This is a genomic window from Micromonospora sp. bgisy143, from assembly GCF_057708145.1.
Genome location: NZ_JBYIRN010000002.1, coordinates 140,058 through 164,319, shown reverse-complemented (window position 1 = coordinate 164,319; position 24,262 = coordinate 140,058). Strand labels below are relative to the sequence as shown.

General features: G+C 68.3%; 20 protein-coding genes. 12 read left to right on the top strand and 8 right to left on the bottom strand.

What is annotated here, in order from left to right; all coding sequences use genetic code 11:
• Positions 1 to 119 precede the first annotated feature (119 nt).
• The 6 genes from AC3EN4_RS03685 to AC3EN4_RS03660 all read left to right on the top strand — a co-directional run bounded on the left by AC3EN4_RS03685 (position 120) and on the right by AC3EN4_RS03660 (position 9,690).
• A complete protein-coding gene (locus tag AC3EN4_RS03685) occupies positions 120 to 458 on the top strand; it encodes an ArsR/SmtB family transcription factor (RefSeq protein ID WP_435204506.1) in 339 nt (112 codons plus the stop codon).
• Positions 455 to 2,143, top strand: a complete 1,689-nt coding sequence (locus tag AC3EN4_RS03680) for a SulP family inorganic anion transporter (RefSeq protein WP_435204505.1) — start codon at positions 455 to 457, stop codon at positions 2,141 to 2,143. Before AC3EN4_RS03685 ends, AC3EN4_RS03680 begins: the two co-directional genes overlap by 4 nt.
• Positions 2,144 to 2,538: 395 nt before the next feature.
• The gene (locus tag AC3EN4_RS03675) at positions 2,539 to 4,113 is read left to right on the top strand and encodes a type I restriction-modification system subunit M (protein ID WP_435204504.1); all 1,575 of its coding nucleotides are present in this window, start codon (positions 2,539 to 2,541) and stop codon (positions 4,111 to 4,113) included.
• Positions 4,110 to 5,600, top strand: coding sequence for a type I restriction-modification system subunit M (locus AC3EN4_RS03670; RefSeq protein WP_435204503.1), 1,491 nt, complete (start codon positions 4,110 to 4,112; stop codon positions 5,598 to 5,600). Before AC3EN4_RS03675 ends, AC3EN4_RS03670 begins: the two co-directional genes overlap by 4 nt.
• Positions 5,597 to 6,763, top strand: coding sequence for a restriction endonuclease subunit S domain-containing protein (locus AC3EN4_RS03665; protein WP_435204502.1), 1,167 nt, complete (start codon positions 5,597 to 5,599; stop codon positions 6,761 to 6,763). Before AC3EN4_RS03670 ends, AC3EN4_RS03665 begins: the two co-directional genes overlap by 4 nt.
• Complete coding sequence (locus AC3EN4_RS03660; RefSeq protein WP_435204501.1) at positions 6,763 to 9,690, top strand: type I restriction endonuclease subunit R; 2,928 nt, start codon at positions 6,763 to 6,765, stop codon at positions 9,688 to 9,690. Before AC3EN4_RS03665 ends, AC3EN4_RS03660 begins: the two co-directional genes overlap by 1 nt.
• A 23-nt stretch (positions 9,691 to 9,713) precedes the next feature.
• Here the strand turns inward: AC3EN4_RS03660 and AC3EN4_RS03655 are convergent, their stop codons facing one another.
• From AC3EN4_RS03655 to AC3EN4_RS03625, 7 genes are all read right to left on the bottom strand, one after another.
• Positions 9,714 to 10,145: a hypothetical protein gene (locus AC3EN4_RS03655; protein ID WP_435204500.1), complete on the bottom strand. Its 432-nt coding sequence runs from the start codon at positions 10,143 to 10,145 to the stop codon at positions 9,714 to 9,716.
• A 7-nt stretch (positions 10,146 to 10,152) separates the two neighbouring features.
• On the bottom strand, positions 10,153 to 10,581 hold the full coding sequence (locus AC3EN4_RS03650) for a hypothetical protein (protein WP_435204499.1): 429 nt from the start codon (positions 10,579 to 10,581) through the stop codon (positions 10,153 to 10,155).
• Positions 10,568 to 11,221, bottom strand: coding sequence for a hypothetical protein (locus AC3EN4_RS03645; protein WP_435204498.1), 654 nt, complete (start codon positions 11,219 to 11,221; stop codon positions 10,568 to 10,570). Before AC3EN4_RS03645 ends, AC3EN4_RS03650 begins: the two co-directional genes overlap by 14 nt.
• Complete coding sequence (locus AC3EN4_RS03640; RefSeq protein ID WP_435204497.1) at positions 11,218 to 11,478, bottom strand: hypothetical protein; 261 nt, start codon at positions 11,476 to 11,478, stop codon at positions 11,218 to 11,220. Before AC3EN4_RS03640 ends, AC3EN4_RS03645 begins: the two co-directional genes overlap by 4 nt.
• Before the next feature lie 16 nt (positions 11,479 to 11,494).
• Entirely contained in the window at positions 11,495 to 11,758 is a 264-nt protein-coding gene (locus AC3EN4_RS03635) for a hypothetical protein (protein WP_435204496.1), read from the bottom strand.
• Positions 11,759 to 12,195: 437 nt separating this feature from the next.
• Complete coding sequence (locus AC3EN4_RS03630; RefSeq protein WP_435204495.1) at positions 12,196 to 12,390, bottom strand: DUF397 domain-containing protein; 195 nt, start codon at positions 12,388 to 12,390, stop codon at positions 12,196 to 12,198.
• Entirely contained in the window at positions 12,383 to 13,267 is an 885-nt protein-coding gene (locus AC3EN4_RS03625; protein ID WP_435204494.1) for a helix-turn-helix domain-containing protein, read from the bottom strand. The genes AC3EN4_RS03630 and AC3EN4_RS03625 overlap by 8 nt, the downstream gene beginning before the upstream one ends.
• Before the next feature lie 242 nt (positions 13,268 to 13,509).
• Between AC3EN4_RS03625 and AC3EN4_RS03620 the strand changes: the two genes are divergently transcribed.
• Together AC3EN4_RS03620 and AC3EN4_RS03615 are read left to right on the top strand one after the other, a co-directional pair.
• Positions 13,510 to 13,761 carry a hypothetical protein gene (locus AC3EN4_RS03620; RefSeq protein WP_435204493.1) on the top strand — a complete coding sequence of 84 codons (252 nt, stop codon included), beginning with the start codon at positions 13,510 to 13,512 and terminating at the stop codon, positions 13,759 to 13,761.
• 32 nt (positions 13,762 to 13,793) lie between these two features.
• Positions 13,794 to 15,782, top strand: a complete 1,989-nt coding sequence (locus tag AC3EN4_RS03615; RefSeq protein ID WP_435204492.1) for a hypothetical protein — start codon at positions 13,794 to 13,796, stop codon at positions 15,780 to 15,782.
• Between the two features lie 99 nt (positions 15,783 to 15,881).
• Here the strand turns inward: AC3EN4_RS03615 and ilvD are convergent, their stop codons facing one another.
• Positions 15,882 to 17,729: a dihydroxy-acid dehydratase gene (gene ilvD / locus AC3EN4_RS03610; RefSeq protein WP_422738699.1), complete on the bottom strand. Its 1,848-nt coding sequence runs from the start codon at positions 17,727 to 17,729 to the stop codon at positions 15,882 to 15,884.
• A gap of 129 nt (positions 17,730 to 17,858) precedes the next feature.
• Between ilvD and AC3EN4_RS03605 the strand changes: the two genes are divergently transcribed.
• From AC3EN4_RS03605 to ilvC, 4 genes are all read left to right on the top strand, one after another.
• On the top strand, positions 17,859 to 20,213 hold the full coding sequence (locus AC3EN4_RS03605) for a putative bifunctional diguanylate cyclase/phosphodiesterase (RefSeq protein ID WP_435204848.1): 2,355 nt from the start codon (positions 17,859 to 17,861) through the stop codon (positions 20,211 to 20,213).
• Between the two features lie 188 nt (positions 20,214 to 20,401).
• The gene (locus tag AC3EN4_RS03600) at positions 20,402 to 22,279 is read left to right on the top strand and encodes an acetolactate synthase large subunit (RefSeq protein WP_435204491.1); all 1,878 of its coding nucleotides are present in this window, start codon (positions 20,402 to 20,404) and stop codon (positions 22,277 to 22,279) included.
• A gap of 2 nt (positions 22,280 to 22,281) precedes the next feature.
• Positions 22,282 to 22,797 carry an acetolactate synthase small subunit gene (gene ilvN / locus AC3EN4_RS03595; protein WP_422738701.1) on the top strand — a complete coding sequence of 172 codons (516 nt, stop codon included), beginning with the start codon at positions 22,282 to 22,284 and terminating at the stop codon, positions 22,795 to 22,797.
• 56 nt (positions 22,798 to 22,853) lie between these two features.
• Positions 22,854 to 23,867 carry a ketol-acid reductoisomerase gene (gene ilvC, locus AC3EN4_RS03590; RefSeq protein ID WP_422738702.1) on the top strand — a complete coding sequence of 338 codons (1,014 nt, stop codon included), beginning with the start codon at positions 22,854 to 22,856 and terminating at the stop codon, positions 23,865 to 23,867.
• Positions 23,868 to 24,262: the final 395 nt, after the last annotated feature.

Here is a 24,262-nt window from a genome sequence, read left to right as displayed (position 1 = left end):
TCCACGTTCAAGCACGATCATCCTCAATGGCGAGGATGGCCCGGAGCCCTGCGCGCCCATGACAGCAGTTGAAGACTTCTTCAAGTGATAAAGTATTCGTGTCGAGGGGGAGGGTGTTCATGTCGGTGCCGCTGTACCAGGCCAAGGCGGAACTGTTCCGTACTCTCGGGCATCCGGTGCGCATCCGGGTGCTGGAGCTTCTCCAGGACGGTCCGAAGCCGGTACGCGACCTGCTCGCCGCAATCGATGTCGAGGCATCGAACCTCTCCCAGCAACTCGCCGTGCTGCGCCGCACCGGAATGGTCACCTCGCACCGCGACGGTCCCCTCGTCATGTACGCGCTCAGCACCCCCGACGTGGCCGACCTGTTGGCCGCCGGTCGGCGCATCCTCGGGGCGGTCCTCACCGATCGGGACGGACTCCTCGACGAGCTGCGCGCCACCGGCGGGGACAGGTGAGCGGCGTCGTCCCTGTCGTCCGTGCGCGGCTTCTCGGGTTGCTACCCGGCCGGGCCGACTGGGCGGCCGTCCACCGATCACCGCGCCGGGACCTGCTGGCCGGGCTCACCGTGGCGGTGGTGGCGCTGCCACTGGCCCTGGCGTTCGGCGTCACCTCCGGGCTGGGCGCCCAGGCCGGGCTGATCACCGCCGTGGTCGCCGGCGCGGTGGCCGCCGTGTTCGGAGGCTCCAACCTCCAGGTCTCCGGGCCGACCGGGGCGATGACCGTGGTGCTGGTGCCGGTGGTGCAGCAGTTCGGGGCGACCGGCGTGCTCATGGTCGGGGTGATGGCCGGCCTGCTGCTCATCGCGTTCGCCGTGGCCCGCCTCGGAGGATACGTCCGCTACCTGCCCACCCCGGTGCTGGAGGGTTTCACCGCCGGCATCGCCGTGGTCATCGCCCTGCAACAGGTGCCTGCCGCGCTCGGTGTCACCGACGCACACGGGGAGAAGGTCTGGGCCGTCGCCGCCGACGCGGTCGCCCGTTTCGTCGTACACCCGAAGCCGGCCGCACTCGCGGTGGCCCTCGCCGTGGCGGCGCTGATGCTGCTCGGCGCCCGCTGGCGGCCCGGCCTGCCGTTCTCGCTGCTCGGCGTGGCCGCCGCCACGGTCCTCGCCGAGGTCACCCCGGTCGAACTGGTGCGGATCGGCGCGTTGCCGCAGGGCCTGCCCACGCCCTCGCTCGGCTTCCTCGACCTCGGGGCGCTCGGCGTGCTGCTGCCCAGCGCGCTCGCCGTGGCCGCGCTCGCCGCCCTGGAGAGCCTGCTCTCCGCGACGGTCGCCGATGGCATGACCGTCGGCGAACGGCACGACCCGGACCGGGAGCTGTTCGGTCAGGGGCTGGCCAACCTCGCGGCCCCGCTCTTCGGCGGCATTCCCGCGACCGCAGCCATCGCCCGTACGGCGGTCAACGTCCGCGCCGGAGCGGCCTCGAAGCTGGCGGCCCTCACCCACGCCGTCGCCCTCGCGGCGATCGTGCTGGTCGCCGCACCGTTGGTGGGCCGGATCCCGCTCGCCGCCCTGGCCGGGGTGCTGCTGGCGACCACGGTCCGGATGGTGGAGGCCGGCTCGCTGTGGGCGTTGGCGCGGGCCACCCGGGGCGACGCGCTCGTGCTGGTGCTCACCTTCGCCGTCACCGTGATGTGGGACCTCGTCACCGCCGTCGCGGTCGGCGTCGGCGTCGCCGTGGTGCTCGCCCTGCGCGCGGTCGCCCGCAGCGCCCGGCTGGAACAGGTGCCCCTCGACCCCGGGGAACACAGCGCCGAGGAGTACGCGCTGCTTACCGAACACATCGTCGCGTACCGGCTGGACGGGCCGCTCTTCTTCGCCGCGGCCCACACGTTTCTGCTCGAACTGTCCGAGGTCGCCGACGTCCGCGTCGTCATCCTGCGGATGTCCCGGGTGACCACCATGGACGCCAGCGGCGCGCACGTCCTCGGTGACGCGATCCGGCGGCTACGGGGACGCGGGATCACCGTCCTGCTCTCCGGCATCACCGCCGCCCACGACCAGGTCCTGGCCACCCTCGGCGTGGTCGACGACCTGCGCCGCGAAGGGCTGGTCTTCGCCGACACCCCGGCCGCGATCCGGCACGCCCGCGCGGTCGCGCTCTCCGCGACGGCCCACCCGGGCGAACAGAGGGTCTGACCGAGGAGTCTCCTGCAGACCCGCCGCTCGTCGAACGCACCGCCGGTCAAGCCCGGGCGGCGGTACGCGCGCTCCGGCCTCCCCTGGTGGGTGATCGACGGACGCATGCTCGACCAAGAGAGTGGACCGGTCGGTTGTCAGGGGAAGCCGCCTAGGTTGAGCAGGGGTTGCCGGACGGAGATGCGGGCGTCGCCGGTTCGGCCCTTGTTGGTGGTTCTGTCCGGTAACCGACTGCTGCTGCTCTTTGGGTGGGATCAGGTGGTGGCGTGCCGGTGCCCTGTGGCAGACGGAAATCGCCTGATGCTGGGAACCCTTGTGCGGCAAGTGGCGACTACGGTGATGGCGGTACGGATACCTGACCGTCGCGCACGAGGAGACAGCACCAAGCATGACCTATGACCGGACCGCGCATGACTGATCGTTATGCACGGGCTTCCGCCGCCGCCCGTGACACGCTGCCCATCCCGCTCACCCTGCCGGAGTTGGAGCAGTATCTCGCCAGGGCGGCGGATCTGCTGCGCGGAAGCATCGACCAGGCGGACTTCAAGGCTTACATCTTCCCGCTGATGTTCTTCAAGCGGATCAGCGACGTCTATACCGAGGAGTACCAGCGCGCGCTGGCGGAGTCAGATGGCGACCACGAGTACGCCTCGTTCGCCGAGAACCACCGCTTCGGTATCCCCATCGGCAGCCTCTGGGAAGACGTACGCGCGCGCACCGAGAACATCGGTCAGGCTCTGGTGACCGCCTTCCGGGCAATAGAGAAGGTCAACCCGGACGTGCTGTACGGCATCTTCGGCAGCGCGGCCTGGACGAACAAGGACAAGCTGCCCGACGCCAAGCTGCGTGACCTCATCGAGCACTTCTCGACGCGGACGCTGAGCAACGCGGCCGTCCCGCCGGACGTGTTCGGGCAGGCGTACGAGTACCTCATCAAGCGGTTCGCTGACCAGTCCAACAAGAAGGCCGGTGAGTACTACACGCCACGCTCGGTGGTGCGACTGCTCGTCGACATCCTCGACCCGCAGGAGGGCGAGACGGTCTACGACCCGGCCTGCGGCACAGGCGGCATGCTCATCGAGGTCATCGAGCATGTGAAGCGCCAGGGCGGCCGACCGCAGACCCTCTTGGGCAAGATCTACGGCCAGGAGAAGGTGCTCGCCACCTCCGGACTCGCCAAGATGAACCTTTTGCTGCACGGTGTCGACGACTTCGACATCGCTCATGACGACACCCTCCGCGCTCCCGCGTTCTTCACCGGCCCGCGCCTCACGCAGTTCGACTGCGTGATTGCGAACCCGCCGTTCTCGCTCAAGAACTGGGGCGAGGTGGCGTGGAGCACCGACCAGTGGGGACGTAACCGGCTCGGAGGCGTGCCGCCCAAGGGGTACGCAGACTGGGCCTGGGTCCAGCACATGATCACCTCAGCAGCGCCCGGCACGGGTCGAGTCGCCGTCGTGCTCCCGCAGGGCGCGCTGTTCCGTCAGGGCGCTGAGGGGCGCATCCGCGAGTTCATCCTGAAGACCGACCTGGTCGAGGCCGTAATCGGTCTGGCGCCCAACCTCTTCTACGGCACCGGCCTGGCCGCGTGCGTGCTGATCCTGCGCCGCCGCAAGGCCGACGATCGCCAAGGCAAGGTGCTCTTCGTCAACGGCGGAACGCTGTTCAAGCGCGGCCGTAACCAGAACAGTCTCGAACCCGAGCACCTCGACACCCTGCTGCGCACCGTTCAGACATTCGCCGACGCACCCGGCCTGGCGGCGGTCGCCACGCTTGACGACATCAAGAACAACACCTTCAACCTGAACATCCCGCTGTACGTCGCACCCGTCGACGACGGCGAACACCGGACGCTGGAGCAGGCCCTGACTGACCTCGAAGTGGCCCACGCCGCCTCCCGCGAGACCCGCGCCGCGCTAGAAGTCGAACTTGCCAAGTGGGGCCTGAGCCCGAGCGTGGTGACGGCGTGAACGCCCGCATTACCCAGCGCGAGCTGGAGTCCTACCTGTGGGGCGCAGCCGTCGTGCTGCGCGGCCTCATCGATGCCGGGGACTACAAGCAGTACATCTTCCCGTTGGTCTTCCTCAAGCGCCTCTCCGACGTGTACGACGAGGAACACTCCGCTGCACTGGCCATCTACGGTGACGACGAGTTGGCCGATCTGCCGGAGAACCACCGCTTCGCCATTCCTGACGGCGCTCACTGGCAGGACGTCCGCGAGGCCGGCAGCAATGTCGGTGCGGTGATCCTTGCTGCCATGCGGGCGATTGAGTCGGCCAACCCGGATACCCTCACCGGCGTCTTCGGTGACGGCGACTGGGGCAACAAGAATCTGCTGCCCGACCGGACCCTCAAGGAACTCGTCGAGCATTTCTCCACCAAGACGCTCTCGGTGGCCAACCTCCCCGAGGACGAACTTGGCCAGGGGTACGAGTACCTGATCAAGAAGTTCGCCGACGACTCGGGCCACACCGCGCAGGAGTTCTACACCAACCGCACCCTCGTCCACCTGATGACGATGATGCTCAAGCCTGAGCCAGGAGAGTCGATCTACGACCCGACCTGCGGCACCGGGGGGATGCTCATCTCCACGGCCGCCGAGCTGCGCCGGCAGGGCAAGGAGTGGCGCAACCTGCGCCTGTACGGGCAGGAACTGAACTACGGGACGTCGGCCATCGCCCGGATGAACCTGTTCCTGCACGGCATCGCCGACGGAGACGTCGCGCACGGCGACACGCTCACCAAGCCAGCCTTCCTCGACGGTGCCCGGCTGCGCACCTTCGATGTGGTGCTTGCCAACCCGCCGTACTCCATCAAGGCGTGGAACCGAAGCGCGTTCATCAACGATCCTTACGGTCGCAACATGTGGGGCGTTCCGCCGCAGGGCCGCGCGGACTATGCCTTCTTCCAGCACATCGCCGCCAGCCTCGATCCCAATAGGGGGCGGGCCGCAATCCTCTTTCCTCATGGCGTTCTGTTCCGTCATGAGGAGAGCGGACTACGGGAAAAATTGGTAAAATCGGATATGCTTGAAGCCGTTATCGGGCTCGGAGCAGGTCTTTTCTACAATTCGCCCATGGAAGCTGTGGTCGTCACACTGCGCGCCAATAAGCCCGCCGAGCGGCGTGGCCGGGTTCTTTTTATAAACGGGGTAAATGAAGTTGCCCGCGAGCAAGGTCAGTCGTACCTCCGCGAGCAGCATCAGCTTAGGATCCTTGCAGCGTACGAATCATTCAGTGGGGATGGCAATTTCGCCGCCGTTGTTGGCATCGACCATATTGCCAGCAATCAGTACAATCTCGCGATTCAGCATTACGCGGCTGGTGTGAAAGCAAGGATCGACCGGGTGGGCTTGAGCGTGGTCGAATCAATTGAGGCATGGCGGTTGACTGCACGTAAGACGGACATTGCAATCAATAAGGCGCTTTCCTGCGTCCGCCAGGAGGTGGGACGGTGACCTTTAAGTTAGACAAGTCTGCATGGAAGCGAATCACCCTCGGTGAGGTGGTCAAGAATCATAATGATTACTTCGATCCGAACAGAGATGGCACGCTGCCATATGTTGCTGGTCCTCATATTGACCGTAGATACCTACCGATCCGTCGATATGGATCGACGGCCGATGAGGATTTTCCGCCGACTTTCAGAAGGCTATTCAGGGCGGGTGACGTTCTTCTTCACTCGCGCGGTATTGAGAAGATTGGAGTCGTCGATCGTCGCGGTGTCACCGGCGAAAAGCTTTTCGTTCTCCGGACGATCGACCCGGACGTTCTGGATCAGCGATTCATTCCCTGGCTCCTGAGCTCTCAAGCCGTGCAAGGGTATTTCCGAGCCAATTTCTCCGGTTCCGTAAACAAGTTCTTGAATTGGCGCCCACTGGCTGCCATGGAGTTCACCCTGCCCCCCCTCGACGAGCAGAGGCGTCTTGCTGATCTCTTGTGGGCGGTAGAGGCCACACAAAAGTCGGGCCTTGCCCTGCTGGAAGCTGGTCAGGCGGCGGAGGTGGAGCTGTTGAAAGACGCTTTTAGTTCGCATTGGCCTTACGTCACGGTCGCTGAGTTGGGCGACGTTCAACTGGGCCAGCAACTGCATCCAAAATATCGGACGGGTTCAAAAGTGCGCCCGTATCTCCGGGTTGCTAACGTTGGGGATAACCATCTGAACCTGGATGATGTGGCCAGTATGGACTTCAGTGATTCCGGCGCCGAGCGGTTCCGGCTGGAGCCCGGCGACGTGTTGCTCAACGAAGGGCAGAGCATCGAGCTCGTCGGCCGCTGTGCGATGTTTCGGGGCGAGATTCCCGACTGCTACATGCAGAAGACACTGCTTCGTTTCCGGGCAGGCCCTGACCTGATTCCCGAATTCGCTCTTGCCTGGTTTCGTCGTTGTTTCCACCTCGGGAACTTTGCTGAAGTCGCCAACAGGACAACTTCCATGGCCCACCTCACTGCAGTCCGTTTCTCAGCAATGCAGATGCCTTGTCCATCGATGGTCGAACAGCAGGCAGTTGTCGATATGATGAAATCCATTGGAGAAATGTTGGCGACAGGTCACGAGGAGCTCACTGCCACGCGGGGCATGCGGTCCTCCCTCCTCACTGACGTCTTCGGAGGAGAGTGATGGCTCAGTTCGCCGAGGGCAGGACCGTTCGAGACTTCGTGCGGGACCTTGTTAAGTCGCCCGACATCCAATTCGTGCCCGGCAAGGAGCTGCCGCGTCGGGAGGACGAGGTGCTGCTGGACGGGTCAGTCAAGGAGGCCCTGAAGCGGTTGAACCCGGTTATCGAGGCCGACCCTCGGCTGGCCGACGAGGTGATCTACCACCTGCGGGCGGTCATTCTGACCGCTCGGCGTACGCCGAATCCCGTGGTGGCAAACGAGCAGTTCGCCGCGTGGCTGACCGGGCAGAAGTCGATGCCGTTCGGCCCGGCCGGAGAGCACGTCACCATCCGGCTCATCGACCTCGATAATCCCGAGCCGAGCGCCAACCAGTGGATCGTCTCCACGGAGGTGACGTATCGAGTCGGGCAGGTCGAGCGTCGCTTCGACCTGGTGGTGTGGTGCAACGGTTTTCCGCTGGTCGTCGGTGAGGCAAAGTCGCCGGTCCGGCCGGCATATACATGGATCGACGCGGCGGCGCAGATCAATGAGGACTACGAGGTCAACGTCCCGGCGTTCTTCGTCCCCAACGTGTTCAGCTTCGCCACCGAGGGCAAGGAATTCCGGTACGGCTCGGTCGGTATGCCGGTCGACCTGTGGGGGCCGTGGCGGGAAGAGACCGACGACGACGCACCGGCGCGGATCGGTTTAGCGGTGGTGCGCGAGGCCGTGAAGGGCGTGCTGTCGCCGGCGGCGGTACTGGACTTCCTGCGGTTCTTTACGGTGTTCGCCACCGACAAGAAGCACCGGAAAATCAAGATCATTGCGCGTTTCCAACAGTTCCAGGCGACGAACCTCATCGTCGAGCGGGTGTTGCACGGCGAGATCAAGCAGGGCCTGATCTGGCACTTTCAGGGTTCGGGCAAGTCGCTGCTCATGGTGTTCACCGCGCAGAAGTTGCGCGCGACGGCCGGCCTGACGAACCCCACAGTGATCATCGTGGTGGACCGGATCGATCTGGACACCCAGATCACCGGTACCTTCAACGCCTCGGACGTACCGAACCTCGTCTCGACCGACAGCCGCAAGGAGTTGCAAGTGCTCCTCAAAGCCGGCGCTCGCAAGGTCATCATCACCACCGTGCACAAATTCGGTGAAGCGCCCGGGGTGCTGGATGACCGCGACAACGTCATCGTCATGGTTGACGAGGCCCACCGGTCCCAGGAGGGCGACTACGGGCGCAAGATGCGCGAGGCCCTGCCGAACTCCTTCATCTTCGGCTTGACCGGTACCCCCATCAACAGGCGAGACCGCAACACCTTCATGTGGTTCGGGTCTACGCAGGATGAGGGTGGCTATCTCTCCCGGTACTCGTTCCAGGATTCGATCCGAGACGGGGCGACGCTGCCGCTGCACTTCGAGCCGCGCCTGTCGGAAATCCACCTCGACGCGGCCGCGATCGATGCCGCCTTCGCCGAGCTGGCTGAGCAGCACCGGCTCACCGAGGCCGACAAGACGACGCTGTCGAAGCGGGCCGCCTCGCTAGAGGTGCTGATCAAGGCCGACGAGCGGGTTCGCAGGATTGCCGCGGACATCGCCGAACACTTCCGCACCAAGGTCGAGCCGCAAGGGCTCAAGGCGCAGGTGGTCGTCTACGACAAGGCGACCTGCGTCGCATACAAGGCGGAACTCGACAAGATCCTCGGACCGGACGCGTCGACCGTCGTGATGAGCGCCGGTGACTCGAAAGAGTGGAAGGAATACACTCCCGGCCGGGACGAGCTGGAGCGCATCACTGCCCGGTTTAACGACCCGGCCGACCCACTGAAAATCATCATCGTGACGGCCAAGCTGCTCACCGGCTTCGACGCGCCGATCCTGTATGCGCAGTACCTCGACAAGCCGCTCAAGGAGCACAACCTGCTCCAGGCGATCACCCGCACCAACCGGGTCTACCCGCCAACCAAGACGCATGGGCTGATCGTCGACTACCTGGGCATCTTCGACGACGTCGCCAAGGCGTTCGCCTTCGACGAGAAGAGCGTCCAGCAGGTCATCAGCAACATCGACGTGCTGCGAACTCAGCTCGGACCGGCCATCGAGACCGCATTAGCTTTCTTTCCCGGCGTCGACCGGACCGTGGGCGGTTATGAGGGGCTCATCGCCGCTCAAACCGCGATCAGCAGTGACGATGCACGCGACCACTTCGCGGCAGCCTTCAGCGTCGTCGCCCAACTCTGGGAGACCCTCAGCCCGGACCCGATCCTCTCGACTCATGCCACCGACTACCGGTGGCTCACCGATGTGTACGAGTCGGTTCGGCCGCCGGACATCGCCGGTCGGCTGGTGTGGCACACCCTTGGCGCCAAGACGCTGGAACTCATAAACGAGCACGTCACGGTCGAGGTGCCCCGCAGCGACCTCGACATGATCGTCCTCGACGCCCAGGTGATCGAAGACCTCATGACGGGCCGGCGGAAGGACGTCGACCCGGTCGAGGTCGAGAAGTGGATTACCGCCCGTATCGCCAGGCACATCGGTAATCCTGTCTTCATCGAACTCGGCAAGCGGTTGACTGCCCTGCGGGAGAAGTACGTCCACTCCCAGCAGGCCAGCCTGGACTTCCTCAAGGAGCTGTTCGCTCTCGCCCGGGATACCGTGGCCGCAGAGAAGGCCGCCGCCGAGGTGCCCCGCGAGGACCAGGGCAGGGCGGCGTTGACGGAGCTGTTTCAGTCACTCAAGGGCAACGGAACGCCGATCATCGCCGAGAAGATCGTCGACGAGGTCGACGAGGTCGTTCGAGCGGTGCGGTTTACCGGCTGGCAGGACACCCGCGAGGGAGACCGCCTCGTCCAGCAGTCCCTCCGCAAGACGCTCTGGACGAAATTCAAGATCCGCGACAACGACGTGTACGAGCGCGCACTCGGCTACATCCGCGAGTACTACTGACGACCTCGCTTCAGGGCGCGGGGTTAGAGGTATTCGGCGGCTGTCCGCTGCACGTCCGCGACGAACTCCTCCAACTGCGCCTCGTTGGGGTCGCGGTCCTGAAGCAGCTTGCCGAGGAAGACGATCTGCATCTGGAGCGCTGTCTCTGAGTTGAGATTGTCGATGAGGCCGACTTCGCCGAGGGCCGCGCGGACGAGACCTTCCATCTGCAGAGTGGGCAGCGACTGGGCTCCGGGGAACTGTGTGCACGTCTCGGTGACAAAGCGGGCGACCTCGGCTGGGGAGTGGTCGGTGGCGAAGCGGTCGTTGACCGCGATAGCGAACGCAGCGCCGATCACCTGGGTACCACCACGCCAGCCGGAAGTCTCCAACCCGTCCAAGAGTTGGTGCACCGCGCCCCATTCACGCCTCGCCATGGCGCGGATCAGGTCGCCGAACTCCGCCTTCGCCCTCAAGAGCAGCTCACACCCGGCTGGCGAGGTCTGCCGCCTCGGCGAGGAGCGCGTCCAGATCTTCGTCCGAGGTGGCAGCACCGTGACCCAGAATCTGCAAGATCACCAGACCCTGGACTCGTCCGGCCATCTCCGGATCGATGTTTGTCTCGATGTCCGGGTTCAGTGCAGCGTGGATTAGCCGCTCGGCCGCGTTGGCGTCGATCTCTGGTGTGTCGGCCGGTGTGCTTGCCCGCATGTCGGCCACGAACCGCACGATCTCACCAGGGGCGGTCTGCTCGTCGAAGCGTCGGTTGACCGCGAAGTAGAAGACAGCGCCCAGCAGGGTCGGAAAACCATCCCAGCCAAGCTCGTCAAGGCGGGCCTCGGCCCGATCGTTGGCCTCGTGGTCACCTCTGATCATCGTCCGGATGTAGTCGACCATCTCAGGGCTGCTCATCAGCTCGCTTCCTTTCGCGGCGCTTCTTTGCCATGTTCCAGACCCCTCGAAGTCCTACGACGACCGCGCCAGCAGCCATGATGACTGATGTGACGGGGTGCTCCAACTGGGGACGATCAGCCGGCGTGCCGGGGTTTGCGGAGGTCGACGTCGTGCTGCCAGTCGACCCCGAGCCCTTCAGACTCTTCTGTAGTGCGCGAAGGCCGGCGGTGACCGACTGCTCGGTCTGCTTGAGAGTGTCCTCGGAGTCGTCCGCCTTCTTGACGTGACGACGGAGGAACGCCTCTGCCTTGCTGCTGCGGCCTTCGGCTTCCTCCACCAGCCGTTCGCCCGACGGTGATGCGACATCGTCTGGCCCGGATGTCGCGGCGCCGGGGGCGATGGTGTTGATGTAGAGGGTGATGTGCCGGGACGCTTTGGACAGGAGGCGGGCATAGCGCTCGGATTTGTCCCGGGCCACCTCGGCATCGGTGGCGGCCTCCCGCAACTGCGGGTCGCTGCTACCCCGCCGGACATCCTTCAGGAGGGCCAAGGCATGCTCCGCGTCCGCGCGGGCGCGTAAGGCCCTGACGGCGGCGGCGTCGAGTTGCCCGCGTACGGCGAGAAGCCGCGCGACGAGTTCGCCGATGCTGCCGCTCATCCGAGTTGATTAAGGTATCGAGTTGTGTGTTCCGCGATGTTGACGAATCGGCGGCGGGTCGGCTCAACCTCGGCCCTCGCGGTGTGGAGTGCCTGCTGAGCGGCGCTCACGTCCTCGTTTTGGCTGCCGTTGAGGATGGCTTCTGCGGCCGCGCTCGCTGCGTTCGCCCCGGCGGATGCCCGATCGAAGGTGTCCCTGCCGTGGAGGGCCGCTTCGATGGCCGCACGAAGGGCTTCCTTGACCTCGCCGACGCTCATCGTGGCGGTTGGGTGTTCAGCCGAGCACGGCGATGTAGCGGCGTGCCGCTTCCGCGCTGCCCTGCACCAGGGTCATGGCCTCGGCCAGACGCTGTTTGCTCTGCTCGCCCCGGGCGATGGCTTCGGCGATTGTCGGGTGTCCGGTGCCGGCGGCGATGGCGCGTAGCCGGGCCAGCATCTGCTCGGTGTTCTCGGCGGCGGCGCGGATCTGGTTGACCGAGACGTTGCCCTGTTCGGCGGCCTGCATCAGCGCCGCCTTGACTTCCTCGATGCTGGCCATGCCGCCTCCGTCTGCCGATCGCGCAACGAGTTCACGTTTGCGTGGTCGGACGGACACTATCGGAGATGAAGGTGGGGCGCAGCCCCGCTGCTCACAGGTGCTGGCGTCCGTTTCATGCCTCCGATTTCAGTGTGGAGGGCGATTGAACGCCGGAAAGCTGGACGCGAGTCGTAGGTGACGATCCGGGCCACCTTAATCGGGAAGCTCCCTCAGTCGATCCGCGCAACATCAGGGTTGTTGCTGCCTCGCGCCCGCCGCAGGCAGCAACAGCAGGGAAGTTGCTCGGATCTTGATGCATTCGAGGGTCGGGGGTGGGTGTTGAGGTGCTGGCGCGCTGAGGTGAGTTCCCGCTTACCGGGCGGCGCTGCGGCGTGCCTGTCCGCGGCTATGGAGTCGGTGGGTGTTCCCTGCGGCGGCTGGGGACACCCACCGAAGCCTCAGCGGAAGGTGACGGTCGCTTGGACGAAGGTGGCCCAGGCGGCGGGAGTGAAGGCGAGAGCCGGGCCGTGCGGGTCCTTGCTGTCGCGTACGGCGACCACACCGGGCAGGTTGTCGGCGACCTCGATACACTCGCCACCGTTGCCCGCGCTGCGGGTGCTCTTGCGCCAGTGGGCGCCGGTCAGGTCAACCACGGTGAACCTCCCCGATGATCTTATTGATCAGTTGGAACGATTGTCCCTCATCGAGAGTGAGTGAGAGCAGGCTCGACCAGACCTTCTCGTAGGTCGCGAACTCGTGAGGCCGGTCGAGGTAGAGCGCGCCGGTAATCGCCTCGCTGTAAACCAACGGAGGCTCGGGGGTGGTTCGGTTTCCGAGCGGGAAGTCAAGGAGTACGAACTCGCCCGCCACAGTGCCGTGATGCGGCCCTGCGGTCAGCGGCAACACGCGTATCGAGACGTTCGGCAAGCGGGACAGTCGTAACAAGTTGTGGAGTTGCCCGGCCATGGTCTCGGCGTCGCCAACCGGCCGGAGCAGGACCGACTCGCAGAGCACCACCTGCACCTGCGGAGCCCGTGGCAGGCGACGGGTCAGCAGGGACTGTCGTTGCAGGCGAAGGTCGACTGCGCGCTCCCGGTCGTCGTCGGTCATGTCGGGCTGGTCGATGCGGTAGATGCCTCGGGCGTAGTCCCGGCTCTGAAGGATGCCGGGCACGAGACTGTTCTTGTAGAAGCGGAGTTTCGACGCAGCGGATTCGAGGCCCACGTACAGCTCGAACCATTCGGGGACGGCATCGCCGTACGCGTGCCACCAGCCCTTCGCTCTCGTCTCGCCGGCCAGGGAGATGAGCGCCCGGGTCAGCTCGCCCGTCGCCCCGTACAGCTCGCACATCGCTCGGACGTCGACGCCGCGCACCGAGCCGAGCCCGCTCTCGATCCGCCACACCTTCTGGCGGCTGCACTCCAGCGCCTCGGCGACCGCGTCGAGGGTCGCCCCCGCCTCGGTGCGCAGGTCACGCAGCGCCCTGCCGAGCTGGCGTCGGGGCACCGTCGAGCCCATGTCATCGGTCACCCGGCTCTCCTTCCTGTTGAGTTTTGCAACATCCCGACAGCCGTACTGCAACAGAGGAATGTTGCGCACAAATAGCGGAACAGTGTGGGTCGACATTCATTGCGATGGTGCTTCCGACCTTACAAGATTGGTCCGACAAGGGCGATGGACGCGCAATTCCCGCGCCGCCGAACGTCGAACAATTACGAGGAAGGGTGGTGCTGCCTCGTGCGCGCATTTCTCCGTCATCTGGCGGCCCGCCGGTGAGCGCCCGGTGGGTGGCGCATCTGCCGTTCACCGCCGCCGACCTGCCGGCCGCCCAGCACTTCGCCGGCACCCTGGCCCGCTCGCTGAGCTTCCTGTCCGAGGTGGACCCGGGGGAGACCACCGTGTCCGCCGAGGACGCCCAGGGCCTACGCCATCGGGTCTTCTGCGACCTGCCGCTCGACGGCGGCCGGCGGTGCGTGCGGCGGGTGGACCACGACGGTGGCTGCGCGGCCCGGCGGCGCGGGTGAACCCCGTCGTCACCTGCCCCGACTGCGACGGGATGACCTTCACGCTGGAACCGTGCCGGTGCACCACCTACGGCGATCGGTTTCTCGTCGCCGCTGACGACGTGCTCGGGCCACGCCGGGAGGCGTACCGGAACTGCGAGCAGTGTCGCGGCGCGGGCAGCGTCGCGTACCCCTGTCACCGCTGTGGTCGGCGCGGCCGGCGGCGGGCGCAGCTCGTGGTCTCCGTCGCCAACCTGGACACCGGCGCGGTCGCGTCCCACCAGGTCGTGCCCGGCGGCCTCGAACCCCGCCGCGACCCGGCGGGCGCGTGGGTGGTCGACCTGGCCGATCGGGTACGTGACCTCGCCGCCGACGTCGGCGCGATCGTGTCGGAGACCGACCTGCCGTCGCTGTGGCTGACCGCCGAGTGGCGACCCGAGTTGCCGGCCGCGCGGCGGCACGAGTTGGAGGCCGAGGCCATCCTGCGGGCCGATCACGCGCCCTGGCGGTTGGTGCTGGGCCGGTCCGTGGCCGTGCCTGTGGTCGACCCGGCCGCTCGGCTGGCCCGGCTCTGCGCGCTGGCCGATCTGCTGCTGCTCGACCTGGTCGTCGAGGCCCGCCGGCAGGGTGCGGGTTTCGGGTGGGACATCCGGTACGAGGTGCCCGGCACCCCCGTGCCGGTCGGCACGACCGGCTGGTACCTCAGCCTGGCGGAGGCCCTGTCCCGCTGTGACGTGGCCGGCGCGCTGACCGGCCTCACCGAGCGTGGCCTGGCCGTGCCCGCCCGGAGGCTGCGACCAGACTCGCCGCGCCCGCTCGCCGTCGCTGCCGTCGACGTCGATCAGCTCGAGCGCCGGATCCTCGCCGACTGCGTTGATCCGGCCAGCGGCGACGACCTGCCCGGCGCGCAGGCCATCTGGCGTGACGGCCGGTGGTGGTACAGCACCCTGCGCCCGGGCGAGCCGGTGGAGGTCCTGGCGGAGCAGCCCACCGGTCAGGTGGTCCGCCGCGTACGGGTGCCGCTGACGCGTGGCTACGAGCCACCGGCTCCGCCCTGGCTGGGGGAAGCCGTCGAGTGGCGGCCCTGCCCCGACTGCCAGCCAGACAGCCGGTTGCGTGCCTGCGACTGCCGGGTCGGTGGTCACCCGGCCGACCCCGACTGTCCGCACTGCTGCGGGGCCGGTCTCCGCCCGTCCGCGCTGCGCTGCCTCACCTGCGGCGGCACCCACCGTCTGTATCGGACTGTGTCGATCACCGTCACTGACCTGCGACACCGGGTGGTGCACCTGACCTGGCAGGCCGGCACTCTGGAGGTCGCCCCGCTGGTCGCCACCCAACCCGGCGGCAAGCCCGTCGTGCAGCTTCCCGACCGCTACCGGCTCGGCTCATGGGCGGCCGTCCTCGACGGGCGACCCGAAGACCTCGCCGACGCCGACGGCGGGTTCGAGATCGACCGGAACCTGCGCGACGGGTACGTCACCCTCCCCTGGGCCGGTGCCGACCCGGTCGGGGAGTACGTGCGCAGCGCCGGGCGAGGCGCGCCTGCCGGTCGGCTGATCGTCGTGGCGGCACGCCCCGAAGCGCCGCCGCTGCCCGAGGTGCTGCGACTCGCCCTCGGCCTCGACTTGGCCCTCGCGGTGGCCGTGTGGGACCTGCGGCACAACGCTGGCGATCCACTGCGGGCTGACGGTCTGCGCTGGTCGGTCGAGGTGGAACCGCGCGATGCACCCCCGCATCCCGACGACCTGCCGCACCAGCCGAGCCTGGCCGCTGCCCTTGCTTGGTGCGTCGAAAGCCTGACCGATGCTGTCGCCGGGGCCGTCCCGGCCGACCCTGCGACACCTATACCGGTGCCCTGCTCCGGCGCGTACGGTTTTGTCATCGACCCCGAGCCGGACCTGTTGCGACTCGCCGCCCGGCACGCGGGGCAGGCGGTCACCGTGCGCTTCACCCGCGCCGGCTGCGCCGTGCATCGCCATGACGCCGACGGCGTACGCCTCCTCGCCCAAGTTCCCGACCTGCGCGACCTGTGGTGCTTATGAGGACTGTCGGCGGCCTTGATCCACACGAGTTCGCCGATGTCGCGGTATCCCGTCGAGCGGACACCGCGACATCGGCGAAGTCGCGTCGATCAAGCAGGCTTACTCGGGGACGCGGCGGTAGGCGCCGTCGCTGGCCGAGGTGGCCATCGAGGCGTACGCGCGCAGCGCCGCCGACACCGGGCGCTGCCGGTCGGTCGGGGTGTACGGCTTGTCGCGCTTCTCCTCCGCCACCCGCCGCGCCTCCAGCTCGTCGGCGGGCACGTTCAGCTCGATCGACCGGGCCGGGATGTCGATGACGATCTCGTCGCCCTCGCGGACCAGCGCGATCAGCCCGCCGGAGGCGGCCTCGGGGGAGGCGTGCCCGATGGAGAGGCCGGACGTGCCGCCGGAGAAGCGGCCGTCGGTGAGCAGCGCGCAGGACCGGCCGAGGCCGCGTCCCTTGAGGAACGAGGTGGGGTAGAGCATCTCCTGCATGCCGGGGCCGCCCTTGGGGCCCTCGTAGCGGATCACCACGACGTCCCCGGCGACGACCTCCTTGGCGAGGATCGCGGTGACGGCGTCGTCCTGCGACTCGTACACCTTGGCCGGGCCGCGGAAGGTCAGGCAGTCGTCCGGCACTCCGGCGGTCTTCACGACGCAGCCGTCCGGGGCCAGGTTGCCGTGCAGGATGGCCAGGCCGCCGTCGGCCGAGTACGCGTGCTCGCGGTCGCGGATGCAGCCCTCGGCGGCGTCGGTGTCCAGGGACGACCAGCGGTTGGTGGTGGAGAAGGGCTCGACGGTACGCACCCCGCCCGGCGCTGCGTGGAACAGTTCGACCGCCTCCGGCGTCGGCGACCCGCCGCGCACGTCCCAGTCGGTCAGCCACTGGGCCAGCGAGGGGGAGTGCACGGCGTGCACGTTCCGGTTGAGCTGCCCGGCCCGGTCCAGTTCGCCGAGGATGGCGGGGATGCCGCCGGCGCGGTGCACGTCCTCCATGTGGTACTTCGGGGAGTTCGGGGCGACCTTCGCCAGGCAGGGCACCCGCCGGGAGATGGCGTCGATGTCGGCGACGCCGAAGTCCAGTTCCGCCTCGCGGGCGGCGGCGAGCAGGTGCAGCACCGTGTTGGTGGAGCCGCCCATCGCCACGTCGAGGGCCACGGCGTTCTCGAACGCGGCCTTGGAGGCGACAGTGCGCGGCAGGACCGAGTCGTCGTCGCCGTCGTACCAGCGCTTGGCGATCTCCACGACGGTCCGGCCGGCCTCGACGAAGAGCGACCGGCGCGCGGCGTGGGTGGCCAGCGTCGAACCGTTGCCCGGGAGCGCGAGCCCGATGGCCTCGGTGAGGCAGTTCATCGAGTTGGCGGTGAACATCCCGGAGCAGGAGCCGCAGGTGGGGCAGGCGGAGCGCTCGATCTCGCCGAGCTGGTCGTCGGTGACGGCCTCGTTCGACGAGGCGATCATCGCGTCGATCAGGTCGATCTTGCTGTGCACGATGCCCTCGATGGCCGCCGTCTTGCCGGCCTCCATCGGGCCGCCGGAGACGAAGACGGTCGGGATGTTGAGGCGCAGGGCGGCCAGCAGCATGCCTGGGGTGATCTTGTCGCAGTTCGAGATGCACACCAGGGCGTCCGCGCAGTGCGCGTTGACCATGTACTCCACCGCGTCGGCGATCAACTCGCGGCTGGGCAGCGAGTAGAGCATGCCCCCGTGCCCCATCGCGATGCCGTCGTCGACCGCGATCGTGTTGAACTCGCGCCCGACGCCGCCGGCCTCGGCCACCGCGTCCGCGACCAGGCCGCCCATGTCCTTGAGGTGTACGTGACCCGGCACGAACTGGGTGAAACTGTTGGCGATGGCGACGATCGGCTTGCCGAAATCGTCGTCGGTCATCCCGGTGGCCCGCCAGAGGGCCCGGGCGCCGGCCATCGTCCGACCGTGTGTGGACGTCCTCGATCGCAGCTCAGGCATGCGTACCAGCATGACACCGCCGCCGCGAAGGGCCCTGCGGGAGAGGGGCGTGTCCCAACAGATGCACATCCGGTCTCCCGCGACGTGCGCTCATCCGGCACTCTTGTTGTCGTGCATCTCCCCCCGGGCATGGTCGCCGTCGCGGCGCTGAGCGGGCTGGTCGCGGCTGTGGCCACCGCGCTGCTGACCGTGGCCGCCCGGCGGCGGACCGGGCCGCGTCGACCGGCGCACCTGCTGCTCGCCGCGGCCGCCGGGGTGTCCCTGGTCAGCCTGCTGGCCGGGGTGGCGGCGGTGCTGTCGGCGAGCGACCACTGGGCTCACCAGCAGGGGCAGCGGACCGGATGGGCGACCGCCGTGGCGGTCGGTATGGCGGTGGCCGGGCTGGCCTTCGCGGCCGGGCTGCTCCGGCTGCCGGGGGTCGCCGCCACCGCCGCGGGGACCGCCCGGCTCGCGCTGGACGGCGTCACCGTGGCGGCGGCGCTGTGGTTCGTCGGCTGGGTGCTCTTCTCCGAGCCGACCCGCCTGCTCGGCGCCGCCACCCCGATGGCCTGCCCGGCGATCCTGGTCACGACGGTGAGCGCCGCGCTCGGCGCCGGCCTCGCCGTGATCGTCGTGTTCCGGGCCGCCGCGCCGCGTCGCCGGCTGGCCGTGCTCGCGACCGGCAGCACGGCGGTGAGCTGCGGCGGGCTGGGCCTCAGCGCGGGGCTCTGCCAGGCCGGGCCGACCATGGCGCTCACCGGGGCGACGCTGCTCGCCGCCGGGCTGCTGACCGTCGCGATCGAGGTACGCCGGGCCGACCAGCCGGGCGAGATCGCGCTGGACCTCGTCGGTCGGGACGGCGAGTACGCTCTTGCCCCGATGCTGGCGATGGCGGCCTCGGCGATGTACCACCTGCTCCAGGACGGCCGCTTCACCGCCCCGGGCATCCTCGCCGGCAGCGTGGAGGGCTTCGCCCTGGTGGCCCGGCAGTACCTTACCCTCAAGGACGTCCGCGACTACGCCGGCCGGCTGGCCGAGCGCGAGGCGCACTTCCGTGAGCTGGCGCACACCGACCCGTTGACGTCGTTGGCGAACCGGCGCGGGCTGCTGCGGGCGTTGCACGACGGTGCCGCGGCGGGTACGCCGTGTGTCCTGCTCGGGCTGGACCTGGACGGCTTCAAGAACGTCAACGACATGCGTGGGCACGACGTGGGTGACGCCGTGCTGGCCGAGGTGGGCCGGCGGCTGCGCGGCAACCTGCGTCCGGGCGACGTGGCGGCGCGGCTCGGCGGCGACGAGTTCGCCGTGCTCATGCCGGCCCGACCCGCCGAGGCGGACCGGGTGGCCGAGCGGCTGCTCGGGGTACTGAACCGCCCGTACGACCAGCCGGAGGGCCCGGTCTTCCTGTCCGTGAGCATCGGCGTGGCCGGCTGGACCACCGAGCCGGACGTGGAGCTGCTGCTGCGCCACGCCGACCTGGCGCTGCGCTACGCCAAGCAACGCGGCAAGAACCGGATCGAGCGCTACGACGCGGCGTACGACCAGTTGCTGCGTCGCCGCACGACGGTCGAGCACGAGCTGCGGGGCGCGATCGACCGCGACGAGCTGCGGTTGGCCTTCCAGCCGGTGGCGTCGCTGCCGTCGGTACGGCCGGTCGGCGCCGAGGCGTTGCTCCGCTGGCACCACCCCGAGCTGGGCAACGTCCGTCCGGACGAGTTCATCCCCCTCGCCGAGGAGTGCGGGATGATCTCCACGCTCGGCGCCTGGGTGCTGCACCAGGCCTGCTACCAGCTCTCCCGCTGGCTGGCCGACGGGCACGACGTCTGGGTCTCGGTGAACGTCTCGCCGCGCGAGCTGCACGCCCCGGAGTACGTGGTCCAGGTCGCCGAGGCGCTGCGCGCGCACCACGTACCGCCGCAGCGGCTGGTGCTGGAGGTCACCGAGCACGCGGTCGCCACCGACCTGGACGAGCTGATCCGTCGGCTGACGGCGCTGCGGCTGACCGGCGTCCGGATCGCGCTCGACGACTTCGGCGCCGGGTACTCGTCCCTGGGGCAGCTACGCCGGCTCCCCATCGACATCCTGAAGATCGACCACAGTCTGGTGGCCGAGCACGAGCCGGTCCGTCCGGTGGGCCAGGACGGTCCGGCGTTCGCGCCCATGGTCGACATCGTCATGCGGCTGGGCCACCAGTTGGGCATGGAGGTCATCGCCGAGGGCGTCACCACGCCGACGGAGTTGGCCGCGGTGGTCGCCGCCGGTTGCCGGTTCGGTCAGGGGGCGCTGTTCGGCTGGGGGGTGCCCGCCGAGCACCTGGAGGCGATGCTGGAGGCGGCCACCTCGCCGGGCGCCCGACCCGGTCCGGTGCCCGCGCAGCGTCGGGCGACCGGCGGGTCCGGGCAGGTCATGCCGCCTGTCAGCGGCGCGGCGTCGGCCGACGCGCCGCCATCCGTTAACCAACATGTGGGATCAGTTGACTCATCGCGTGAGATGCGTCAGGCTTAGCCGCATGTCGTCGTACCGGTCGCTGCGAGTACTTATCTGAGCGCACTCTCCTCCGTTGAGAGTGCGCTGGCCCCGTGCATCTGCACGAGGGCCGTTTTTATTGCCGTCGGAATCTGTCGCGACGGGCCCACGCCCACGTCGCATCGCTGAACAAGCCCCAGCCACTCCAGCCGAAGGCCAGAACCACCATGACGAGACCAACGCCCGAGACCCTCGCCCACACCGCCCGCCGGGCCCGCGCGACCGCCGACCCGGCCGGCGCCGCCGACCCCGCCCGCGCCGCCGCCACGCCGGCAGCCCCGGCCGTACGGACACCCGCCCCGGCCCAGGTCTCCGGCGCCGGCTCGCTGGTGCGGTCCCTCGAGGCGCTCGGCGTCGACGTCGTCTTCGGCATCCCGGGCGGCGCGATCCTGCCGGCGTACGACCCGCTCTACGACTCCGCCGTCCGGCACATCCTGGTCCGCCACGAGCAGGGCGCCGGTCACGCGGCGACCGGGTACGCGCAGGCCACCGGCAAGGTCGGCGTCTGCATGGCGACCTCTGGGCCGGGCGCGACCAACCTGGTGACGCCGATCGCCGACGCGTACATGGACTCGGTCCCGATGGTGGCGATCACCGGTCAGGTGGCCCGCCCGTCGATCGGCACCGACGCCTTCCAGGAGGCGGACATCCAGGGCATCACGCTGCCGATCACCAAGCACAACTTCCTCGTGCAGACCGCCGAGGAGATCCCGCAGGTGCTGGCCGAGGCGTTCCACCTGGCCAGCACCGGCCGGCCCGGCCCGGTGCTGGTCGACATCCCCAAGGATGTGCTCCAGGCGTCGACCACCTTCACCTGGCCGCCCACACTGGACCTGCCCGGCTACCGGCCCACCCTGCACCCGCACGGCAAGCAGATTCGCGAGGCGGCCCGGTTGCTGGCCGGCGCCCGGCGGCCGGTGCTCTACGTGGGCGGCGGGGTGCTCAAGGCCGGCGCCACCGACGGGCTGCGTCGGCTCGCCGAGCTGACCGGCATCCCGGTCATCACCACGCTGATGGCGCTCGGCGCGTTCCCCGACTCGCACCCGCAGCACCTGGGCATGCCCGGCATGCACGGCACCGTCGCCGCCGTGTACGGCCTGCAGAAGGCCGATCTGATCGTCGCGCTGGGCGCGCGGTTCGACGACCGGGTCACCGGCAAGCTCGACTCGTTCGCCCCGGACGCGGCGGTCGTGCACGCCGACATCGACCCCGCCGAGATCGGCAAGAACCGGCACGCGGACGTCCCGATCGTCGGTGACGCCAAGCACGTCATCGACGAGTTGATCGCGGCGGTCACCGTCGAGCGTGCGGCGGGGCGGGTCACCGACCTGGGTGACTGGTGGTCCCAGCTCGACGACCTGCGCAACCGTTACCCGCTGGGCTACGACGAGCCGTCCGACGGCACGCTCGCCCCGCAGTACGTGATCAAGCGGCTGGGGGAGATCGTCGGCTCCGACACGATCTTCGTGGCCGGGGTGGGGCAGCACCAGATGTGGGCGTCCCAGTTCATCTCCTACGACAAGCCGTACACCTGGTTGAACTCCGGCGGTCTCGGCACCATGGGTTACGCGGTGCCGGCGGCGATGGGCGCGAAGGTCGGCAAGCCGGACGCGGTGGTCTGGGCGATCGACGGTGACGGTTGCTTCCAGATGACCAACCAGGAGCTGGCGACCTGCGCGCTGGAGGGCATCCCGGTCAAGATCGCCGTGATCAACAACGGCAACCTCGGCATGGTCCGGCAGTGGCAGACGCTGTTCTACAACGAGCGTTACTCCAACACCGAGCTGGGCACCCACAAGCACCGCATCCCCGACTTCGTCAAGCTCGCCGAGGCGCTGGGCTGCGTCGGGCTGCGCTGCGAGACCGCCGAGGACGTGGACAAGACCATCGCCGCCGCCATGGAGATCAACGACGCCCCGGTGGTGATCGACTTCGTGGTCGGCAAGGACGCCATGGTCTGGCCGATGGTCGCCGCCGGCACCAGTAACGACGAGATCATGTTCGCCCGCGGCGTCCGCCCGGTCTTCGACGAGGATGACATCTGATCATGACCATGCACACTCTGTCCGTGCTCGTGGAGAACAAGCCGGGCGTACTGGCCCGGGTCTCCGGCCTCTTCTCCCGACGCGGTTTCAACATCGACAGCCTGGCCGTCGGCGAGACCGAGAACCCGGACGTCTCCCGGATCACCATCGTGGTGAACGCGGACTCGTCCCCGCTGGAGCAGGTCACCAAGCAGCTCAACAAGCTGGTCAACGTACTCAAGATCGTTGAGCTGGATCCGCAGGTCTCGGTCGCCCGGGAGTTGCTGCTGGTGAAGGTCCGCGCCGACCGGGCCGCCCGGTCCCAGGTGCTGGAGACCGTCAACCTGTTCCGCGCCCGCGTGGTGGACGTCGCACCGGACACGCTCACCGTCGAGGCCACCGGCACGCCGGACAAGCTCGACGCGCTGCTGCGCGACCTCGAGCCCTTCGGCATCAAGGAAATGGTCCAGTCCGGGCTGGTGGCCATCGGGCGCGGCTCGCGCTCGATCACCGCCGGTCCCGCGCTGCGGGCCGCCTGACCCATCCGCACAGACCACGACGGGCACTCAGGCCGTCGTACGAAAGGGAAGTTCTCATGAGCGTTGAGGTGTACTACGACGACGATGCCGACCTCGGCCTGATCCAGGCCAAGAAGGTCGCGGTGATCGGCTACGGCAGCCAGGGTCACGCCCACGCGCTGTCGCTGCGTGACTCCGGCGTCGACGTGGTGATCGGTCTGCCGGAGGGCTCGAAGAGCCGTCCCAAGGCCGAGGAGCAGGGCCTTCGGGTGCTCACGCCGGCCGAGGCCTCGGCCGAGGCGGACGTGATCATGGTGCTTGCGCCGGACACCGCCCAGCGCAAGATCTACGCCGAGTCCATCGAGCCGCACCTGGCTCCCGGCAAGGCGATCTTCTTCGGCCACGGCTTCAACATCCGGTACGGCCTGATCAAGCCGCCGGCCGAGGTGGACGTCGCCATGGTCGCCCCCAAGGGCCCCGGCCACCTGGTGCGTCGCCAGTACGTCGACGGCAAGGGCGTGCCCTGTCTGGTGGCCGTCGAGCAGGACGCCACCGGCACCGCGTTCGCCCTCGCCCTCGCGTACGCCAAGGGGATCGGCGGCACCCGGGCCGGCGCGATCAAGACCACCTTCACCGAGGAGACCGAGACCGACCTCTTCGGCGAGCAGGCGGTGCTCTGCGGCGGCGCCTCCGCGCTGGTGCAGACCGGTTTCGAGGTGCTCACCGAGGCCGGCTACGCCCCGGAGGTCGCCTACTTCGAGTGCCTGCACGAGCTGAAGCTGATCGTCGACCTGATGTACGAGGGCGGCATCGCCAAGATGCGGTACAGCATCTCCGACACCGCCGAGTACGGCGACCTCTCCCGGGGCTCGCGCATCATCGACTCCCGGGTCAAGGAGGAGATGCGCAAGATCCTCGGCGAGATCCAGTCCGGCGAGTTCGCCCGCGAGTGGGTCGCCGAGGACGAGGCCGGCCGGCCCAACTTCGCCAAGTGGCAGGCCGAGGGTGCGGCGCACCCGATCGAGGAGACCGGTAAGAAGCTGCGCGGCATGATGAGCTGGGTCGACCGCCCGATCACCGAGACCGCCTGACCCACCCGAAAAACCCGGTCCTGCGGCCCCCGGGTCGCGCGCTCTCCCTCCCCAGCGCGCGCCCGGGGCCGTGCTCGTGCCCCCGCCCCACCCCACCCCTCGCCGATCTTGCACTTTGGGATGGCGATTTGTGGGGGTTGGCCCCTTAGGTCGCAGCAGAAAGTGCAAGATCGCGGCGGTGGGGGTGAGGTGCCGCGCGTTTCGGGGTGGTGAACGGTCGATGTCGGTCGGTTGGCCGGGCTGTGAGGGCACTCACCCCGCAGACCGGAACACGCCGGCCAGCGCGGCCCCTACGATCGCGGGTAGGTGCGCTGCGCCGGCACCTGACGGCCACGGCACGGATCAGCACGGGGTGCAGTGCGGCGCCCCGCCACCCGCGCCGATCGCAAACACGA

Bases quoted from the DNA above. Each gene is read 5' to 3' on its own strand.
- AC3EN4_RS03660 (WP_435204501.1), top strand. From the start codon at position 6,763: ATGGCTCAGTTCGCCGAGGGCAGGACCGTTCGAGACTTCGTGCGGGAC.
- ilvD (WP_422738699.1), bottom strand. From the start codon at position 17,729: ATGCCTGAGCTGCGATCGAGGACGTCCACACACGGTCGGACGATGGCC.
- AC3EN4_RS03635 (WP_435204496.1), bottom strand. From the start codon at position 11,758: ATGGCCAGCATCGAGGAAGTCAAGGCGGCGCTGATGCAGGCCGCCGAA.
- AC3EN4_RS03650 (WP_435204499.1), bottom strand. From the start codon at position 10,581: ATGAGCAGCCCTGAGATGGTCGACTACATCCGGACGATGATCAGAGGT.
- AC3EN4_RS03685 (WP_435204506.1), top strand. From the start codon at position 120: ATGTCGGTGCCGCTGTACCAGGCCAAGGCGGAACTGTTCCGTACTCTC.
- AC3EN4_RS03605 (WP_435204848.1), top strand. From the start codon at position 17,859: ATGGTCGCCGTCGCGGCGCTGAGCGGGCTGGTCGCGGCTGTGGCCACC.
- AC3EN4_RS03675 (WP_435204504.1), top strand. From the start codon at position 2,539: ATGACCGGACCGCGCATGACTGATCGTTATGCACGGGCTTCCGCCGCC.
- AC3EN4_RS03615 (WP_435204492.1), top strand. From the start codon at position 13,794: ATGACCTTCACGCTGGAACCGTGCCGGTGCACCACCTACGGCGATCGG.
- AC3EN4_RS03645 (WP_435204498.1), bottom strand. From the start codon at position 11,221: ATGAGCGGCAGCATCGGCGAACTCGTCGCGCGGCTTCTCGCCGTACGC.
- AC3EN4_RS03640 (WP_435204497.1), bottom strand. From the start codon at position 11,478: ATGAGCGTCGGCGAGGTCAAGGAAGCCCTTCGTGCGGCCATCGAAGCG.
- ilvC (WP_422738702.1), top strand. From the start codon at position 22,854: ATGAGCGTTGAGGTGTACTACGACGACGATGCCGACCTCGGCCTGATC.
- AC3EN4_RS03600 (WP_435204491.1), top strand. From the start codon at position 20,402: ATGACGAGACCAACGCCCGAGACCCTCGCCCACACCGCCCGCCGGGCC.
- ilvN (WP_422738701.1), top strand. From the start codon at position 22,282: ATGACCATGCACACTCTGTCCGTGCTCGTGGAGAACAAGCCGGGCGTA.